At 70.7% G+C, this 14,262-nt stretch carries 12 protein-coding genes; 7 read left to right on the top strand and 5 right to left on the bottom strand.

All coding sequences use genetic code 11. From position 1 onward, the window contains the following. Positions 1-23: 23 nt before the first annotated feature. Positions 24-1,304 carry a DUF6986 family protein gene (locus ACSEEN_RS00620; protein WP_440711977.1) on the bottom strand — a complete coding sequence of 427 codons (1,281 nt, stop codon included), beginning with the start codon at positions 1,302-1,304 and terminating at the stop codon, positions 24-26. A gap of 167 nt (positions 1,305-1,471) precedes the next feature. Here ACSEEN_RS00620 and ACSEEN_RS00625 point away from each other — a divergent pair, with 167 nt between their 5' ends. From ACSEEN_RS00625 to ACSEEN_RS00640, 4 genes are all read left to right on the top strand, one after another. After that, complete coding sequence (locus tag ACSEEN_RS00625) at positions 1,472-2,233, top strand: IclR family transcriptional regulator (protein ID WP_298446599.1); 762 nt, start codon at positions 1,472-1,474, stop codon at positions 2,231-2,233. A 146-nt stretch (positions 2,234-2,379) separates the two neighbouring features. Further along, on the top strand, positions 2,380-4,662 hold the full coding sequence (locus ACSEEN_RS00630; protein WP_247867282.1) for a glycerol-3-phosphate 1-O-acyltransferase: 2,283 nt from the start codon (positions 2,380-2,382) through the stop codon (positions 4,660-4,662). Beyond that, positions 4,659-6,167 carry an HAD-IB family hydrolase gene (locus ACSEEN_RS00635; protein WP_247867284.1) on the top strand — a complete coding sequence of 503 codons (1,509 nt, stop codon included), beginning with the start codon at positions 4,659-4,661 and terminating at the stop codon, positions 6,165-6,167. Before ACSEEN_RS00630 ends, ACSEEN_RS00635 begins: the two co-directional genes overlap by 4 nt. Further along, positions 6,157-7,608 carry a wax ester/triacylglycerol synthase domain-containing protein gene (locus tag ACSEEN_RS00640; RefSeq protein WP_440711978.1) on the top strand — a complete coding sequence of 484 codons (1,452 nt, stop codon included), beginning with the start codon at positions 6,157-6,159 and terminating at the stop codon, positions 7,606-7,608. The genes ACSEEN_RS00635 and ACSEEN_RS00640 overlap by 11 nt, the downstream gene beginning before the upstream one ends. A 289-nt stretch (positions 7,609-7,897) precedes the next feature. Here ACSEEN_RS00640 and ACSEEN_RS00645 read toward each other — a convergent pair whose 3' ends face one another. Continuing rightward, the gene (locus ACSEEN_RS00645) at positions 7,898-9,379 is read right to left on the bottom strand and encodes a pyridoxal phosphate-dependent decarboxylase family protein (RefSeq protein WP_440711979.1); all 1,482 of its coding nucleotides are present in this window, start codon (positions 9,377-9,379) and stop codon (positions 7,898-7,900) included. After that, positions 9,376-10,716: an MFS transporter gene (locus ACSEEN_RS00650; protein ID WP_440711980.1), complete on the bottom strand. Its 1,341-nt coding sequence runs from the start codon at positions 10,714-10,716 to the stop codon at positions 9,376-9,378. The genes ACSEEN_RS00645 and ACSEEN_RS00650 overlap by 4 nt, the downstream gene beginning before the upstream one ends. Positions 10,717-10,895: 179 nt before the next feature. Here ACSEEN_RS00650 and ACSEEN_RS00655 point away from each other — a divergent pair, with 179 nt between their 5' ends. The 3 genes from ACSEEN_RS00655 (at position 10,896) to ACSEEN_RS00665 (ending at position 13,258) form a co-directional block, all read left to right on the top strand. Further along, the gene (locus tag ACSEEN_RS00655) at positions 10,896-11,375 is read left to right on the top strand and encodes a pyridoxamine 5'-phosphate oxidase family protein (RefSeq protein WP_440711981.1); all 480 of its coding nucleotides are present in this window, start codon (positions 10,896-10,898) and stop codon (positions 11,373-11,375) included. A 183-nt stretch (positions 11,376-11,558) separates the two neighbouring features. Beyond that, positions 11,559-12,581 carry an LLM class flavin-dependent oxidoreductase gene (locus tag ACSEEN_RS00660; RefSeq protein WP_440711982.1) on the top strand — a complete coding sequence of 341 codons (1,023 nt, stop codon included), beginning with the start codon at positions 11,559-11,561 and terminating at the stop codon, positions 12,579-12,581. 62 nt (positions 12,582-12,643) lie between these two features. After that, entirely contained in the window at positions 12,644-13,258 is a 615-nt protein-coding gene (locus tag ACSEEN_RS00665) for a hypothetical protein (RefSeq protein ID WP_440711983.1), read from the top strand. A 13-nt stretch (positions 13,259-13,271) separates the two neighbouring features. Here the strand turns inward: ACSEEN_RS00665 and ACSEEN_RS00670 are convergent, their stop codons facing one another. After that, the gene (locus ACSEEN_RS00670; protein WP_440711984.1) at positions 13,272-13,535 is read right to left on the bottom strand and encodes a hypothetical protein; all 264 of its coding nucleotides are present in this window, start codon (positions 13,533-13,535) and stop codon (positions 13,272-13,274) included. 4 nt (positions 13,536-13,539) lie between these two features. Continuing rightward, positions 13,540-14,235 carry a helix-turn-helix transcriptional regulator gene (locus ACSEEN_RS00675; protein WP_440711985.1) on the bottom strand — a complete coding sequence of 232 codons (696 nt, stop codon included), beginning with the start codon at positions 14,233-14,235 and terminating at the stop codon, positions 13,540-13,542. Between the last annotated feature and the right edge of the window lie 27 nt (positions 14,236-14,262).

Here is a 14,262-nt window from a genome sequence, read left to right on the forward strand (position 1 = left end):
GGACGGGTCTGGGCGGCGCAGGCTCAGGCCAGGGGTGTGGTGACGCGGCCGAGCGCGATCTCGCGGACGGTCGCCGGCGGCAGGTCGGTGGCGGCGGCCACCTCGTCGTCGGTGAGGGCGCCGCAGGTCCGGCCGCGGTCGAGGAACGCCGCCAGGGCCCGGGCGGTGGCGGGCTCGTCGAGCACCGTGGAGTCCAGGCGGTGCATGTAGCTGCGCAGGCGGCCGGCCGCGGCGGCGAAACCGTCCCGGTAGAACGCGTAGGTCGCGAGGTAGCGGGTCACCAGCTGCGCCGGGTGCAGGTCCCAGCCCTGGTAGATGCCGCGCTCGAGGTGACGGCGGACGAGCCGGGCGTGCAGCGCCCACGCGCGGGTGACGGATTCGGCGTCCCCGGCCGGGAGGATGTTGGTGGAACCGTCGGACAGGTGGACGCCGGTGCCGGCGACCGCGACCTGCATGACGGCCTTCGCGTGATCGGCCGCCGGATGCTCCATCGACTGGTACGCCGCCGCGATACCCAGCGAGGCCGAGTAGTCGTACGTGCCGTAGTGCAGGGAACTGATCCGGCCCGGCGCCGCGTGGATCATCCGGGCGACGGTCGCCGTGCCGTCCGGGCCCAGCACCGCCTGTGGCGTCTCGACCTGCACCTCGAAACGGAGCCGGCCCTCCGGGAGATGGTGGATGCGCTCGAGTTCGGCGACCACCGCGGCCATCGCCTCGACCTGTGCGACCGAGGTGACCTTGGGCAGGGTGAGGACGAGGCCGTCCGGTAGCGGCCCCCGGGCGGCGAGGCCGCCGATGAACAGGTCGAGGGTGCGCAGTCCGCGCGGCCGGACCGGCGCCTCGAAGCACTTGAACCGGATACCGGCGAAGGGCGGTGCCGACCCGGTGCCGAGCGCCTCGGTCAGCGACTCGACGGTGGCGGCGACGTCGGCGTCCTCCTGCGCATCCGGCCGTCGTCCGTAGCCGTCCTCGAAGTCGATGCGCAGGTCCTCGATCGGCTCGTCGCGGAGTTTGCGGGCCACCAGATCGGCGAGCCGGTGTGCCTGCTCGTCGCCGGTGGTCACGGTGGCCCGGGCGATCGCGGCGAGACCACCGTGGGTCTGCGCCGCCGCCAGGGCCGCCGCGCCCCAGCGCGCGGGCAGATCGGCGGTGTAGCGGTCGGCGGGGATGTAGACGGTGTGCACCGGCTGACGACGGCCGTCGTCGCCCGGGTACCGGCGGGCGAGGGCGTCGTCGGCGGGTGCGAGGCGGCGCTGCACCTCGCCGAGGAAGTCGTCGCCGAGTCGGCCGGGCGGACTGGTCACGGAAGCTCCCTCGGATCGTCGTTAGCGGAAGATCAATTCCACGATGTGGAGTTTACAGATTCCCGCCGGTACGGCACAACGATTCGGCTGTTCCGGCGGTCGCGCGGCGTCGTCGGGGTGATTCCGCATCGCGGACGGTATCGTGGTCGACAACAGAGAGGCCCACGATGGTGCAGAAGACGGGCGGCGTCCAGTCGGTGGAACGCGCTTTCGAACTCATGGAGCTGATCGGCCGGGCCGGGGGCGAGTGCTCGCTCAGCCACCTGTCCGCCGAATCCCCGCTGCCGCCGCCGACCATCCACCGGCTGCTGCGGACCCTGGTCGGCATCGGCTACGTGCGCCAGCTGCCGAACCGCCGCTACGCCCTGGGCCCGCGGCTGATCCGGCTGGGTGAGGTCGCCAACCGCCAGCTCGGTGCCGTGGCCGTGCCGGTGCTCGCCGAACTCGTCGAGCAACTGACCGAGACCGCGAGCCTGGCCGTACTCGACGGCGACATGGTGATCTACACCGCGCAGGTGCCGTCGCCGCACAGCATGCGGACCAACACCGAGGTCGGGCGCCGGATCGCCCTGCACACGACCGCCGTCGGCAAGGCGGTGCTCGCCGAGCTCGACGACGCGCGCATCGTGAAACTGGTGACGCAGGGGGGACTGGCCCCGGCGACCGAACACAGCGTGACCTCGCTGTCCGGCGTGTTCGCCGCCGTCGAGCAGGTGCGTGCCGAGGGCTTCGCGATCGACGCGGAGGAGCAGGAGATCGGCGTGCGCGGTATCGCGATGGCGGTGCCCGGTGCCCCGACGCCGATGGCCGTGGGCATCTCCGGACCGCTCGCGCGGGTCGACGACGCCTTCCAGCGGCGCGCGGTCGCCGCCCTCACGGTGGCCACCGGCACCATCTCCGAAGCACTCATCGGGTCCCGCGACCGCTGACCGCGACCCGGCCGTGCATCGCGTGCCAGGTTCCGCGGAGACGCCACCGTCGGGCTATGCGATGAGTCACAATTGGACCGCGTCACGCCGGGCCGCGCGATGACGACGAATGCGAAGCGGGACAGCGGTGAATCGGAGGACGAACTTTGAGCACGATCGTGCTGGCGGATGCGCGGACGGACTGTGAGCGGCAGGCGATCAACGAGTGGGCCGCGGCCAGCCACCCCGGCGCGCGGATCCTCGGTCTCGGACAACTCGATCTGGAACGGCTGCTGCCGGACACCGAACTGATCCCCGCGAAAGTGGTCTGGCTGCCCCCGGTGCGGCGCGGCGAGCGGCGGGTGTCGCTGGCCGATGCGGTGGTGCTGTCGAACCCGCGCCGTCCCCCGGCGTTCCGGCAACCGGCGATCCGCAAACGCTTTCCGGACCGGGTGCGGGTGGTGGAAGGCGAGTCGGCCACACTCGGTGAGCTGCGTGAACGCTACGGCGAGCAGCAGGCCGAGGGCGAGTCGTTCCAGGCCTTCGTCGGGATGCGTGCGGCGCTGGCCGCCGAGCGCGCCGAACTGCAGCTCGTCGGGGACCGCTACAAGGTGCCGCGCCTGGTCGCCGAGCAGATCAGCTCGTCGGCCCGCTTCCAGACCGCGATCACCGAGCTGGCCACTCAGCTCGGCCGGCCGGCCGCGTCGGTCGCCCAGGAGGCGACCGACAAGATGAGTTCGTTCGTCGCCACCCAGAGCCGGCTGATGCGCGACGTCTTCACCTCCACCTTCCGTGGGCTGTACGAGCGGGCGTGGACGGTCTCGGCCGATCTCGACGGCCTGGGCCGGCTGCGCGAACTCAACAAGTCGTCGTCGCTCATCTTCCTGCCCTCGCATCGCTCGTACGTCGACACCATGGTGCTGGGCAGCGTGCTCGACGAGCACGACTTCCCGCCGAACCTGGTGCTCGGCGGCAACAATCTGGCGTTCTGGCCGATGGGGCCGATCGCGCAGCGGGCCGGCACCATCTTCATCCGCCGCCAGTTCGGGTCCGATCCGGTCTACAAGCTCGCGATGCGCTCCTATCTCTCGTTCATCGTGGAGAAGCGGTTCAACCTGGAGTGGTACATCGAGGGCGGCCGCAGCCGCACCGGCAAGCTGCGCCCGCCGATGCTCGGCCTGCTCGCCTATGTGGCCGACGCGGTGGAGAACCTCGACGGCGCCGACGCGACGATCGTGCCGACGTCCATCGTCTACGACCAGCTCCCGGAGATCGCGGTGATGGCCAAGGAGTCGGCGGGCGGCACCAAACGGCCCGAGGACCTCAAATGGCTGCTCCGCTACGCGCGCGGACAGCGTGTGCACCGCGGTCAGGCGCATGTCCGGTTCGGCGAGCCCTTCTCGCTGCGCGCCGCGCTCGACGCCGCCGGCGACGGCCGGGCCCGGTTGGAGAAGGTCGCGTTCAAGGTGATGGACGAGATCAACGCCGCCACCCCGATCTCGGCGACCTCGCTGGCCGGATTCGCGTTGCTCGGCGCCGCCGACCGCGCCTATACGGCCACCGAGGTCGAGGTGATCCTCGCGCCGCTGCTGACCTACATCGACGACCGCGGGCTTCCGGGGCCGGACCCGATGCTCTGCCGCGGCCTCGGCCTGCTGCGGACGCTCGGCGAGCTCACCGATGCGGGCGTGCTGACCGCGTTCGACGGCGGGCCAGAACAGGTCTGGTCCATCGCCCCGGACAATCACGCGATCGCCGCCTACTACCGCAACGGGGCCCTGCATCACTTCGTCGACCGCGCGATCGTCGAGCTGGCGATGCTGGCCGTCGCCGACGGCACCGTACGTCCGGACGGGCTCAGCCCCGGTGGCGTCGTCGACTACGGCGCGCTGCTGACCGTGTCGCAGGCGGAGGCGCTGCGGCTGCGTGACCTGCTGAAATTCGAATTCTTCTTCCCGGCCAAGGAGGAGTTCCTGCACCGGCTCGGTGCCGAACTCGACCTGATCTCGTCCGAGTGGCGGGATGTGGAACCGTCTCGCGAATGGGTGTACGACGTGCTCTTCGCGAACGCCGGGAAACTGCTGGCGCGGCGGACCCTGCAGACCTTCTTCGACGCCCAGCTGGTGGTCGCCACGCATCTGACCACCCTCGGCCACGACTCGCTCGACAAGGAGACCGTATTGATCGACTGCCTCGGTCTGGGCCGGCAACTCTCCCTGCAGGGGGTGATCCTGAGTAAGGATTCGGTGTCGAAGGACATGTACGACGCGGCCTACCGTCTGGCGGAGAATCGCGGCGCGATCGGCGACGGGCCGGTCGACGAGCAGGTGGCGGCCCGGACGGCGTGGCTCGCCGAGGTGGAGGAGCTGCGTGTCCGGCTGGCCAGGATCGCGGCGATTGAGGCCGAACAGGCGAATGCGCCGGTGACCGCCGGGCAGGAGCCGCGATGAGCCCGCTCTCCGAACGACTCGCCCAGATCCGTTCGGCCCCGGCCGGGGACCGGGTGTGCGCGTTCTTCGACTACGACGGCACGCTGATCGACGGCTTCTCGGCCGCGGACATCCTGCGCGAGCGGGTCCGCACGCTCGATTTCACCGCCGGTGAGCTGCGCGACGGCCTGATGATCGCGCTCCGCGGCTGCTACTCCGAGCAGGACTACGCCGAGGTGCTCAAGGCCACCCGGCCGGCGTTCGAGGGCAAGACCTACGACGAGCTGATGGCCGAGGGCCGCAAGCTGTTCAAGAACGTCACCGCCGCCAAGCTGCGGCCGCAGATGTGGCAGATCATCCGGGCGCACCGGGCGCGCGGACACCGGATCGTGATCGCCTCGTCGGCGACGCGTTTCCAGATCGAGCCGATCGCCGCCGAGATCGGTGCCGACCGGGCGCTCGCGACCGACATCGAGGTGGTGGACGGCATCGTGACCGGCCGGGTGCTCGGCCGTCCGCTGTGGGGTCCGGGCAAGGCGGCCGCGGTGCGCCGCCTGGCCCGCGAATGGGATCTGGACCTGGCGTCGTCGTTCGCGTACAGCGACGGCAACGAGGACGTGCCCTACCTGGAGTCGGTCGGCAATCCGGCGGCCGTCTCGCCGCAGCAGGGGCTGCGCGGGGTGGCCGAGGAGCGCGGCTGGCCGATTCTGGACCTGCGCAATCCCACCTACAACACGGTGGGGAAGGCGGTGCGGACCGCCGCGTTCTACGGGTCGTTCCTCGGCGGCGCCGCGGTGGGCTTCGGCAAGTCGCTGGTCTCCTCCGACCGCACCGGCGCCATGCAGTCGGCCGTCTCCGCCGGGCTCGACGTCGGATTCGCGCTCGCCGGGGTCGACGTGGACGTGCTCTCCGGACGGGAGTACCTGACCGCGGCGCGGCCATGCGTGTTCGTCTTCAACCATCAGTCCAAGCTCGACCTGCCGGTGATGATCCATCTGGTGCGCGGCGACGCGACCGGGGTGGCGAAGAAGGAGGTCGGGCAGCTGCCGGTGTTCGGGCAGATCCTCGACGCCGGCGGCGTGGTGTTCATCGACCGCGCCGATGCGGGCAAGGCCATCGAGCAGCTCGCGCCGGTCGTCGAGAAGATCCGCGACGAGAAGGTGTCGCTGGTGGTGGCGCCGGAGGGCACCCGCTCGGCGACGCCGCGGATCGGGCCGTTCAAGAAGGGGCCGTTCCACATCGCGATGCAGGCCGGGGTGCCGGTGGTGCCGGTGGTGCTGCGGAATGCGGGCGAGGTGATGTGGCGCGGTTCGCAGCTGATCCAGCCGGGCGTCGTGGAGGTGCGCGTGCTGCCGCCGATCGACACCTCGTCGTGGCAGCCGGACACGGTCGCCGAGCATGCCGAGCAGGTGCGGGAACAATTCCTGCAGGCGCTGGCCGACTGGCCGGTGACCGCGTTCGACGACGGGCGGCTGACCCGGACGATGGGAGTGTTCGAGTGGCAGGAGTCCGGCGATGACGAGTGAGCAGACGGGCGGTTCCGTCGACAAACCGATCGACTGGGGCACCGACACGCGGATGAGTCCGGTCGACACCGTGATGTGGCGCGGCGACGCCGATCGCAATCTCCGGTCGACCATCAGCATGCTCGAGCTGTGGGACTGCACCCCGGACTGGGACCGTCTGGTGGCCGCGCACGAGTGGGGGAGCCGGATGGCGCCGCGCTTCCGGCAGCGGGTGATCGAGGCGCCGCTGCAGGCCGGGCCGCCCAGCTGGGCGGTGGACCCGGACTTCGACCTGCACTACCACCTGCGGCGGATCCGGGTCGGCGGCGACGGCTCGATGCGCGAGCTGCTGGCCACCTGCGAACAGCTCGCGATGACGCCGCTCGATCCGCGGCGGCCCCCGTGGGAGGGCTACCTGATCGAGGGACTGCCCGACGGAAAGTCGGCGTACTTCCTCAAGGCCCACCACGCGCTGACCGACGGCCTGGGGGCGATCATCGCGCTCGCCCAGCTGCATTCGCCGACCCGCGACCCGATTCCCGGCAAACCGCAGCCGCCGGCCCCGGAGGTCCACGAGCCGTCGGCCCTCGACGTGCTCGGCACGCAACTGGTGGAGGAGGCGCGACGGGTCCCGCGGCTGGCGGGCATCGCCTTGGAGGGGGTGCTGTCGTTGCGGAATCCGAAGAGGGCGCTCTCGAATGTGCTCCGGTACGGGCGGTCGGTGCCGCGCGTCGCCGGACTGGTGAGCCCGCCCGGATCCCCGCTGCTGGCCGGACGCAGCGGGTCGTGGCGGTTCGCGGCGTTCGAGGTGCCGTTCGGAAGTCTCAAGGCGGCATCCGCGGCGACCCACGCCTCCATCAACGACATCTACCTGGGCGGCCTGGTCGGGGCGTTCCGCAAGTACCACGAGCGCAACGGCACCATGGTCGACGCGATCCCGGTGGCCATCCCGATCTCGGTCCGCGAAGACGGTGATCGGGGCGGCGGCAACCGGATCGCGGTGGGCCGGCTCGCCGGCCCGGTCGGCATCGACGACCCCTTCGAGCGGGTACTGACGTGTCGTGAGCAGGTGCGGGCGGCACGCAACGAACCGGCGGTCGACGTCTTCAACACCGCCGGGCCGGTCCTGGCGTGGATGCCCGGACAACTCCTGGCGCAGTTCAGCGGCACCACGGCCGGCAACGACCTGCAGGCCAGCAACGTCCCCGGCATCCCCTGGGACACCTACGTGGCCGGCGCCAAGGTGGAGCGGATGTTCCCGTTCGGCCCGCTGCCCGGCTGCGCCGTGATGGCCACGATGATCACCCACAACGGCGTCGCCTGCCTGGGACTGAACTTCGACGCCGCCGCGATCACCGATCCGGAACTGTTCGCCGAGTGCATGGTGGAGGGCTTCGACGAGGTGATCGACCTGGCGGGCGACGACGCCGCGTCCCTGCCCCGGATGACCCACCTGGCCTGACCCCGGCATCCTGTGCCTGATGGTCGAGCGAGGTACATGCTGGGTCGAGCGAGGTACATGCTGGGTCGAGCGAGGTACATGCTGGTCGAGCGAGGTACATGCTGGTCGAGCGAGGTACATGCTGGTCGAGCGAGGTACATGCTGGTCGAGCGAGGTACATGCTGGTCGAGCGGAGTCGAGACCACTCGCTCGTTCGGGTGTGGATCTCGACTCCGCTCGATCATCGTGGAGCTCGCTCGTTTGTGGCGCTCGATCATCGTGGAGCTCGACCGTCCGGCGCCGCCGACCTTCAGGGGTTGCCGTAGGCGGCGAGGAATTCGGTCAGCATCCGCGCGGTCACCGGGCGCGGCAGGGACTCGATGGCGGCGATGATCGCCGGGGTGTCCAGGGCGTCGGCGGTGGACGAGGGGTCGGTGTGCGGATCGATGCCCGCGCCGATCAGCGCGCTTTCGACGGCGGCGGACGACAGGCCGAGGACGTCGTCGACGCTGACCGCGCCGGAGGCGAGGGCGCCCGACAGCGCGGCGAGCGCCTCCGGCGGCGTGGCCGGGGGAAGACCGCGGGCGTCGTCCGCGGCCTCGCGGAGCGCGGTGACGAGTTCGGGCAGGACCCGTGCGGTCACCGGGGTGACGGTCAGGTGGGTGCTGGCGGGCAGGACCGTGCCGTCGGCCTTGGTGTACCGCGGCTGAGCCTGGAGGGTGAAGCCCCGCTCGGCGACGGCGGCCGCCCACCGATGTGGATCGATCGGCGCGGTGGCGGCCTCGTCGGCGACGACGGCGAACACCGGTCCGGCCGGCTCGCCGGTCACGCGCAGCCCGTCGATCTCGCCGACCGCGGTGCGGAGCGCGGTCACCGCCGTGGCGATCCGGGCCACCAGACCGGCGAAGCCGTCGGGCCCGAGATACTCGGCGATGGCCCAGGCCGCGGCGAGCCCGGCCGCCGACCGGGAGCCGAGGAGTGTCGGGTTGACGACCGGATAGCCGGGCCAGTCGGTGGTGGCGAAGAATCCGGCGCGGTGCCGGTCACGATCGGCGTGCAGGATCACCGACGCGCCCTTGGGCGCGTAGCCGTACTTGTGCAGATCGGCCGAGATACTGCTGACGCCAGGTACGCGGAAGTCCCACGCGGGCAACGCTTCCGGCCACCAGGCGAGGGCGAAACCGCCGAGACAGGCGTCGACGTGCAGCGGCAGTCCGCGGCCGAGAGCGAGTTCGCCGAGTTCGGCGATCGGGTCGAGGGCTCCGGTCGGGTAGTTGGGTGCCGAGGCCACCAGCAGGAAGGTGTCGTCGTCGATCGCGGCCGACATCGCGGCGGGGGTCACCCGGGTGGTGACCGGGTCGACCGGTACGCGGATCGCACGGATGCCCAGAAGCCGTGCGGCCTTGTCGAACGCGGCATGCGCGGTCGACGGCAGCACGATCGAACCGGTCCCGGGCGGGAGTCCGGCGTGATCGCGCGCCGCCTTCACCGCGAGAATGCAGCTCTCGGTCCCGCCCGAGGTGACCGAGCCGACCGCCGACGGACCGTGAAAGGCGGTGCGCGCGAACGAGATCAGATCGCGTTCCAGGGCGGCGACCGATCCGAACACCGTCGGGTCCAGGCCGTTGACCGGCTGCACCAGTGCCGCCGCCTGGGCGGCCAGGGCGTCGAGCTCGGCGAGCCCGGAGTCGTAGACGTAGGAGAGGACGTGGCCGCCGTGGGTGGGGGCATCGGTGGCGCGGCGCCGGGCGAGTTCGGCGAGGACGTCGTCGGGGGTACGGCGGCTGGTCATGCGGGGGCGCTTTCTTCGGTGGTGTCGTCGCCGTAGCGGGACAGGACGGCGAGACTGATCGCGATCAGGACGGCGGGCAGCGCGGCGAAGCCGAGGATGATGCCGATCTCGGCGCTGCGTGGCTGGACGGCGGTCTCGCCGGAGGTCGAGGAGACGAACCCGGTGGCGGCGAGAACCAGCAGGTACAGGCCCGGTCCGACGGCCAGGCCGAGGGTTTCGGCGGCCGTCCAGAGTCCGGACAGCGCACCACCGGTGTCCCGGCCGTGGATCCGGGAATGCTCGTCGATCACGTCGGGCAGCATGGCGAGCGGAAAGGTCTGCATCCCGGCGTAGCCGACGCCGCAGATCGCGACCGGTGCGAGCACCCAGATCCCGGGGACCGGCACGGCGAGCGCGATCGACAGCGCGGCGAGCATGAACAAGGTCGAGGCGAGCACGAGGGCGCGTCGTTTGCCGTGGCGCTTACCGATCCTGACCCAGAACGGCATGACGAGGATCGCGGGTGCGACCAGTGCGGCGAACAGCAGGGTGAGGGCGGACTTGTCGTCGATGACGTAGGTGGCGAGGTACTGCGCACCGGCGAGCATCACCGCTGACGCCAGCGCCTGAATCACGAACACCGACACCAGGATCCGGTAGTGGCGGTGGTCCCGCAGCGCGTGGAAGGCGTCGCGGGCGCGGGATCCCGACCGGGCGCCCGCGGTACGCGGCGGTGGGGCGGCCCGGGCCGCGAGACCGGTCGCGGCGGCCATGCCGAGACCGATGATCGCGGCTGTCGCGGCCGCCATGCCCGCGTAGCCGCCGGCGCCGCCGCCGAGCGCGTCCCGGATCGCCGGGGCGCCGGCACCGACCACCAGAATGGTGATCGCGAGGACCGTGATGCGGTCGGAGATCAGCCGGGTGCGCTCGTGATAGTCGGGTGTCAGCTCGGCGGGCAGGGCGATGTACGGGACCTGGAAGCAGGCGTAGGCGAGCGCCGTCAGCGAGAAGAAGATCAGCACCCAGAGTGCGGCCAGGGCCGGGGCGGTGCCGGAGGGTACGCAGAAGGTGAGTACGAAGAGCGGCACGATCGTCGCCGCACCGATCCACATCAGGCGGGTGCGTCGTCCATGGCGCGCGAGATCGTGGTCGCTGCGGGCGCCGATCAGCGGGTTCACCGCCACATCGATCGCTTTCGGGATCACCACGACGATCGACGCGAGGAGCGCGCCGACGCCGAGCGAGTCGGTCAGGTAGTAGGCGAGGACCAGCCCGGGCAGGACGCCGAAGGCGCCGGTGCCGACGCTGCCGGCCGCGTAGCCGAGGGAGACGCGGCGCGCCAGGCTCGCGTCGTTCACCGGCTGCCCGCCGTCGGGAATTCGGACCTCATACCCGGGGACAGTAGCGAATCGGGCGCGCGAAGGTGCGGGGAGCCTCCAACTTCGATACAATTACGTATTGAATGGCATCCGGAGGGCGTCGGGGGTCCGCCGGATGCCGTGCACCACCCGCGCGATCGGCACTAGTCTCGTAAGGCATGGGTCAACCGGAATCCGAGGCTCAGCCGCTCGTGACGCACGACGTGCGTGCGATGATCGAACGCCAGCGGCTCTGCTACGTCGCCACCGCCAGTGCCGACGGCGAGCCGAATCTCAGTCCGAAGGGTTCGCTGAAGGTGATCGACGACGGCCACGTCGCGTTCGCCGACATGGCCTCGCCCCGGACCATCGCGAATCTCCGGGAGAACCCACGGCTGGAGATCAACGTGGTCGATCCCTTTCTGCGGCGCGGCTACCGGATTCGCGGGACGGCCGTGGTGACCGACGACTCCGCGCTGCTTGCGACCGTCGGCGCCGGCCTCGGCGCCGAACACCCGGTGAAGCGGGCGGTGCTGGTGACCGTCGCCGAGGTCCGGCCGGTGGACAGTCCCGTCTACCTCTTCCTCGATGCCGATCCGGAGGACGTCCGGCGCGACTGGGAGCGCAACTACGGCTACCGGCGGATCGCGGAGGGCTGAGCACGTGGCCGTTCATGGCCGGGATGACCGGCCGGCCTCGGGTCGCATGATGGTGGCCTGCTGTTCTGTGGTCGCTGGGGAGCCACGGAACAGCAGGCCGGCTTCCCGGGGCGGACGGCGGCCCGGGCGTCGCTCCCGGCGACCGGCCGGGAATAAGCGGACCGCGGTACGGTTACACCTGTCATGAAGAACATCGGATTCCTTTCATTCGGGCACTGGTCCACCGGGGCCGGTTCGCAGACCCGGAGTGCGGCGGACACGCTGCTGCAGTCCATCGACCTTGCGGTCGCCGCCGAGGAGATCGGCGTCGACGGCGCCTACTTCCGCGTGCACCACTTCGCACGACAGCTCGCCTCGCCGTATCCGCTCCTCGCGGCCATCGGCGCGCGGACGTCGCGCATCGAGATCGGCACCGGCGTGATCGACATGCGCTACGAGAACCCGCTGTACGCCGCGGAGGAGGCCGCCGCCGCGGACCTGATCTCCGGCGGGCGGCTGCAACTCGGCATCTCGCGCGGATCACCCGAGCAGGTGATCGACGGCTACAAGTACTTCGGTTACGTGCCCGGCGAGGGCCAGACCGACGCCGACATGGCGCGGGACCACACCGGGGTGTTCCTGACCGCGATCGAGGGCAGCCGGTTCGCCGAACCCAATCCGCGGCCGATGTTCCCGAATCCGCCGGGCCCCCTCGGCATCGAGCCGCAGTCGCCGGGCCTGCGCGAGCGTATCTGGTGGGGATCGGGGACCCGGGCGACGGCCGAATGGACCGCGCGCCAGGGGATGAACCTGATGAGCTCGACCTTGCTGACCGAGGACACCGGGATCCCGTTCCACCGGCTGCAGGCCGAACAGATCCACCGCTTCCGCGAGGAGTGGGCGGCGCAGGACTGGGGCTGGGAGCCTCGGGTCTCGGTGAGCCGCAGTATCTTCGCGCTGGTCGACGACCGCGATCGGGCCTACTTCGGGATCCGGCGCGGCGACGACCAGGACCAGGTGGGCTATCTCGACGGGGGAGCCGCACGGTTCGGCCGGTCGTACGCGGCCGAGCCCGACCAGCTCGTCGAACAACTCCGTGAAGACGAGGCGATCGCCGCGGCCGACACGCTGCTGCTCACCGTGCCCAACCAGCTCGGCGTGGACTACAACGTGCATGTGCTGGAGTCGATCCTGACTTACGTGGCCCCGGAGCTCGGCTGGCGCTGAGCCCGCGACTCCGCCCCGGAACCACCGGCCGCGCCCGCTCGCAGTCGGCTAGGGTTCCGCGGATGGGGTCGATGAAGGACTGGGCGCAGCGGCAGAACGACGACACCGACCGGAGGACGCGGCCCGTACGCATCGAGATGATGGTCTCGAAGTGGCCCACGTGGCCGCAGGTCGCCCGGCCCGTCGGGAAGCGGCTCGGGTGGTCGGTCGGGCTCGCGGCGGCCGTGCTGTGCCTCATCTGGGGGATCGCCGCGGCGACGGCCCCGCGGGACGGCAGCCCCCAGTGCGCGGGGAAGGCGATGCGCCGCGGCGACGTGTGCGAGTCGTTGAAGGGCGACGTGGTCGTCGACACGCGAAGCTACGACCAGATGACGGGGACCTTCGAGAAGCACCCGGTGGCGTGGGGATTCACGCTGGTGGTGCTCGTCTTCGCGCTGCTGGTGATCGTTCCCGTGATCTCCGAACGCGTGCGGGGACGCACGCCGACCCCGGCCGAGGCCGCCGAGTTCGTGTCGCGCTACCACTCCGCGCGTGCCGAACTGGCGGCCGGCGTCGCTCGAGCACCTCATGATCCGGAGGCCGCGAAATGTCTCGCGGCGCTCGACGCCGGAGCGGCCGCGGTCGCGCGTCGCAACCGGTTCCAGATCGTGGGCCGGGCGGCAGTGGTCGAAATCTAGTGTCGCGTGACAACTAGTACGGGATGCCGCGATTCCAGCCCGGCTTCACCACGAGCAGGTCGTCGTTGCGTCGGTTGCGGGAGTCGTCGAGAAAAGACTGCGCGCTCGACGGATCGGCGAGGAACGTGTCGTACTGCGCCGGTGTGAGGCGGTAGTACTCCGCGTAGTCGACGACGCCGATCGTCACCGGGATGGCGAGGCAGTGGTCACCGGACTCCACGTCGGTGCCGAGGGAGAACCGGAGTTCCCGGCAGAAGGACGTCGTCTGGAACCGCATCGCGTCAGCCTAATCCGTGCACAGGCCGGGCCGTCGGCGGTGGAGCGCCGATCTCCTCGATGTCGTGGGCGCCACAGGGTGCCTTGGTCAGGGTGGCGTGCTCGATGCGTGTGATGAGAAACCAGCGCATCGCATTCCGCAGATGACACCAGCCGATGAGATACCAGCGCCCGTTCGTGGCGGCGAAGATCACCGGTTCCACATCGCGGGTGGTCGTGTCGCCCTCCCGCGAGGTGTAGCGGATGCGGACGATCCGCTGCTCCGCCATCGCTTCTTCGAGTGCTGACTTCACGACCCTCGAGGGAGCCGGCTCCCCGTCGACCCAGATGCGGCGCGCGAGCCGATCCGCCTTCTCACGTGTGCGAGGGTCGAGAACATCCATGATCTTCCGGATACCGGCCGAGGCCAGGTCAGCGTAGGGCGCGTCGGGCGCGGCCGAGATCGCGGCGAGAAGAGCCACCGCTTGCGCTGGGCTCAGGCTGATGGGCGGGAGGTTGGAGACCGCGGACACGCCGTATCCACCGCCCGGTCCGGGGCGCGACCAGATCGGCGTCCCACTGTTCTCCAGCGCATCGAGGTCTCGCTTGATCGTGCGTACAGACACGCCGAAATCCGCTGCCAACCGTTCCGCGGTGCGTCCATGCGCACCGCTCCGCCGCAGCGCCTCCGACAGCGCATGGAGCCGTTCCGCTCGCTTCATTCTTCAATCTCCCTCAAACCATGTCAG

The sequence above is a fragment of the Gordonia marina genome (assembly GCF_052036135.1).
Taxonomy (GTDB): domain Bacteria; phylum Actinomycetota; class Actinomycetes; order Mycobacteriales; family Mycobacteriaceae; genus Gordonia.

Excerpts from the sequence above, each read along its gene's own strand:
- ACSEEN_RS00670 (WP_440711984.1), bottom strand. The coding sequence starts at position 13,535 with ATGCGGTTCCAGACGACGTCCTTCTGCCGGGAACTCCGGTTCTCCCTC.
- ACSEEN_RS00655 (WP_440711981.1), top strand. The coding sequence starts at position 10,896 with ATGGGTCAACCGGAATCCGAGGCTCAGCCGCTCGTGACGCACGACGTG.
- ACSEEN_RS00640 (WP_440711978.1), top strand. The coding sequence starts at position 6,157 with ATGACGAGTGAGCAGACGGGCGGTTCCGTCGACAAACCGATCGACTGG.
- ACSEEN_RS00660 (WP_440711982.1), top strand. The coding sequence starts at position 11,559 with ATGAAGAACATCGGATTCCTTTCATTCGGGCACTGGTCCACCGGGGCC.
- ACSEEN_RS00665 (WP_440711983.1), top strand. The coding sequence starts at position 12,644 with ATGGGGTCGATGAAGGACTGGGCGCAGCGGCAGAACGACGACACCGAC.
- ACSEEN_RS00675 (WP_440711985.1), bottom strand. The coding sequence starts at position 14,235 with ATGAAGCGAGCGGAACGGCTCCATGCGCTGTCGGAGGCGCTGCGGCGG.
- ACSEEN_RS00625 (WP_298446599.1), top strand. The coding sequence starts at position 1,472 with ATGGTGCAGAAGACGGGCGGCGTCCAGTCGGTGGAACGCGCTTTCGAA.
- ACSEEN_RS00635 (WP_247867284.1), top strand. The coding sequence starts at position 4,659 with ATGAGCCCGCTCTCCGAACGACTCGCCCAGATCCGTTCGGCCCCGGCC.
- ACSEEN_RS00645 (WP_440711979.1), bottom strand. The coding sequence starts at position 9,379 with ATGACCAGCCGCCGTACCCCCGACGACGTCCTCGCCGAACTCGCCCGG.